The 2,857-nt window shown below is 64.5% G+C and carries 4 protein-coding genes and 1 pseudogene; 3 read left to right on the top strand and 2 right to left on the bottom strand.

Features of this window, described 5'->3' with window-relative positions:
- From AC1DRP_RS36010 to AC1DRP_RS36000, 3 genes and pseudogenes are all read left to right on the top strand, one after another.
- The coding region (locus tag AC1DRP_RS36010) for a DUF2950 family protein (RefSeq protein WP_476771079.1) at window positions 1-179 on the top strand (179 nt) is incomplete at its 5' end.
- A gap of 391 nt (window positions 180-570) precedes the next feature.
- Window positions 571-822, top strand: a complete 252-nt coding sequence (locus AC1DRP_RS36005; protein WP_441509160.1) for a hypothetical protein — start codon at window positions 571-573, stop codon at window positions 820-822.
- 143 nt (window positions 823-965) lie between these two features.
- Window positions 966-1,178: pseudogene (locus tag AC1DRP_RS36000) on the top strand (transposase); the annotation flags it as partial.
- Window positions 1,179-1,676: 498 nt separating this feature from the next.
- On the opposite strand, the gene AC1DRP_RS35995 reads toward AC1DRP_RS36000, so the two are convergent.
- Window positions 1,677-2,567 (bottom strand): DUF2950 domain-containing protein, encoded by an 891-nt coding sequence (locus AC1DRP_RS35995; protein ID WP_476771078.1) that lies wholly within the window; start codon window positions 2,565-2,567, stop codon window positions 1,677-1,679.
- Between the two features lie 15 nt (window positions 2,568-2,582).
- Window positions 2,583-2,857 (bottom strand): hypothetical protein (locus AC1DRP_RS35990; RefSeq protein ID WP_476771077.1); only part of this gene is annotated, 275 nt, incomplete at its 5' end.

Raw genomic sequence — 2,857 nt, 5'->3', positions numbered from 1 at the left:
GCTTCGCTCTGCTCGCCTATCCCGCCGAATACGGCAACTCCGGCGTCATGAGCTTCATCGTGAACCACGAAGGCACGGTGTATCAGAAGGATCTGGGACCCAGGACCAGCCGGATCGCGACGCGGATGCGCTCATACGACCCCGACAAGACCTGGGAGAAGGTTCCGGTGCCGCAGTAATCAATTTTCGAGATGCAGACTGCTGATCCATTCAGCGAAATGGCGATGTCTTCACAAAGCGACATTTAGCCTTCTCAAATGATCTTCGGATGACGGCCCCGATTGGACTACGGTGCCGCCAAAGGCAGGTCGAAAGATTGGCCCGATAGGCGCGGGGGCCGTCGAATCATAGCGGCTATCAGCAATGGAGAACCGATGACCGGCCTCCTTTCGATCCTCTTCGGCGGCTTTTCAAGCTTCACGCCCGGTCGGATGCTTGGGGTCCCAACGCGAGCCCTTAGGAGACTACCGCGGGTTAGGGGCCTTTGATCGTGGATTGATCCTCAGTCGGCGACTGTGCCKAGGGCGTGGGCCGAATATCAGCGGTGGTGATGCCGCGGTGGATGGCAGCATGAATGACGTACAAAAGCGCGGACTTGCAAGGCTCATGCTTCGTTGGCCGCAGCGGCGGATGGAGCTACGTCAAAAATGCAGCAGTGGTGCGGGACTGCTCGATCTCTGCGAAGTTTACCAGGTGACATGTGAGGCCGCTTCCTATTGGGAGAAAATAACTTCGCCGGCCGGAGAGGCCCGTGCGGAGGAGTACCGCGCTCTCGCATTGGAAATCGAACGTGAGGTCAATGAGGCGCTTGCCTCAGTTTGAGCCTTCGTCGCGCCGGTGATCGCCTCGAAGTGGCGCACCTCGCCCTCAGGCTCAAGTCGATGGTCAAGCCTAGATGTGAGGTCTCAATAGGTTGTCCATCCGGTCCCGAGCGAGGAAGCTGAGGTTGCGAAGCTTCAGTGCCTTCGGAGGAACGGGGCTATCCACCTGATCATCCCGGGATGATGGTGGCGCTGTTCTCTACGGCTACAGCCGGGGCATCATCGCGGCAGCTTGGCTGCGCCTGCGACGAGCGGGTCGACGTGGGGGCGGTGACCGGACTGAACCGACCTGACTTCCGCAGCATCGCCGATCTCCGCAAGCTCCACCTCTCGGCGCTGTCGGATCTGCTCGTGGAAGCTAACGATGCGATAGTGAAGCCACTGCTTGTCGGAAATCCGGGACAGTCGATCACAACGGCGGCATGCTTGCCTTGGCGGCTTGCATCTGGAAGTACGATCGGCATTGTCTGTTCGCACAGAGAATTGAGAATGACTTGATGTCATCCCATCGTCGCGGCGTTTAATTTTCCGCGCTCTGGGAACCCGCCGAGGRAGGCCTCCGTGAATAGACGTTTCTACCTAGTAGTGCTGGCTCTGATGGGACTGGTGGGATGCGTTTCGCGCGAGACGTCCGGATCGGGGGGCGGCGGGCCCGCCTATGTCCAGCAGGACCTCGGGAGCCCCGGTCGACAGACCGACTTCTTCGGGAACGGCCTGCGGCCTTGAGAGCGGGATCTCGCGCTCCCGCGACCCGTCTCGCCATTGCGGGAACTGCCGTGCGCACTGCTGCTGCGACATGAAAGTCACGGCGCGCGGCCCCGGCACCTCGAGAGGTGCCGGAGGGGGCTGCCCCGCCTATTCGACTGGCGCCCAGCTGCTGTCGGGGTCGTAGCGCAGCAGGCGCTCCGCCAAGGCGCTGGTCTTCGAGCCGAGATTCTTCTGCAGCACGACCCCGTTATGTCCGCAGATGAAGGTCATGACGCCGGTCTTGCCCCATTCGGCCGGCCAGGCCACGAGGCCAGAGCCAGCGATCATGTTGCCGTTGACGACATAGGAATGCGCGCCGCCGGGCGCCCAAGGTCCTTGTGCCTTGAGGATGCGAAAGCGATAGCCGGCATAGGTTCGGTTCCCGCGATCCAGCAGGGCCTCGCTCAGGGCGCCCTCGAGCGGGCTGACATCGGCCTGCCCGGTTCTCGGCCAGTACAGCCCGTCCTGCGTACCGGGCGTCGAGATCAGGTTCTGGGCATATTCCGGCACCTGGTCGCCATCATGGTCCTTCCGGATATATTCGCGCTGGGCGCCGATATAGGCCTGGCAGGCCTCGATGGCGCGCAGTTCGTTCTCGCCGACGGCGCGGTTGAGGATTTCGCTACGCCCGGCCGCGACATCGAACATCCAGGCCTCGCCGCGTCGGACGATCGGGATCGGGAACTCGAACTTGCGTTTCCCGATCGTCAGGATCCGCGTCGCGTCGTCGCGCGGCGTCAGGGTGACGGATTCCGCTGCGGCCTCATTGAACCGGTCGAGTCGTTCGCGGTCCAGCGTGGCGTCGCCGGTGCTCAGCACGTCGCGGGCCCCCGGCCCGAAAATGCGATCGAGCATGCCGGGCTCGCGCGCCCGGGCCGCCTCGACCAGCGCGCTGGACGCCGCATCGGGGGAGGGGAAGCTCTGCTGGGCTGCGGCAGGGCCTGCCATCAACAGGACCGCGAGCGAGACCGGGACTGAAAATCGAGCGTGATGTGCCATGATCATGTCCCCCAATCAGCGCCGTCCACCGCGACCACCACCACCGCCCCCGCGGCCACCGCCGCCGCCGATATGCCCGCCGCCGCCACGGCCGCCGCCGCCGATGTGAGCGCCRCCGCCGCGACCTCCGCCGCCGATCTGTCCGCCTCCGCCGCCGCGGCCCGCCGGCATGCTGATCTGCCCACGGCTGGCTGCGCCGCGATTGCCATAGGCCGCCGCGCCTCGGCCGGCATCGATGCCGTCAAAGGCGGTCCGGCTTGGTGTCGGGCGAGGTCTCGCGCCCTGCGGCG

The sequence above is a fragment of the Allobosea sp. 01N443 genome (genome assembly GCF_056399325.1).
Note: the sequence above shows the minus strand (reverse complement) of the source record. Positions and strands in the feature narration are given on the sequence as shown.

Coding starts and splice junctions, on each gene's coding strand:
- AC1DRP_RS36005 (WP_441509160.1), top strand. CDS start 571: ATGAATGACGTACAAAAGCGCGGACTTGCAAGGCTCATGCTTCGTTGG.
- AC1DRP_RS35995 (WP_476771078.1), bottom strand. CDS start 2,567: ATGGCACATCACGCTCGATTTTCAGTCCCGGTCTCGCTCGCGGTCCTG.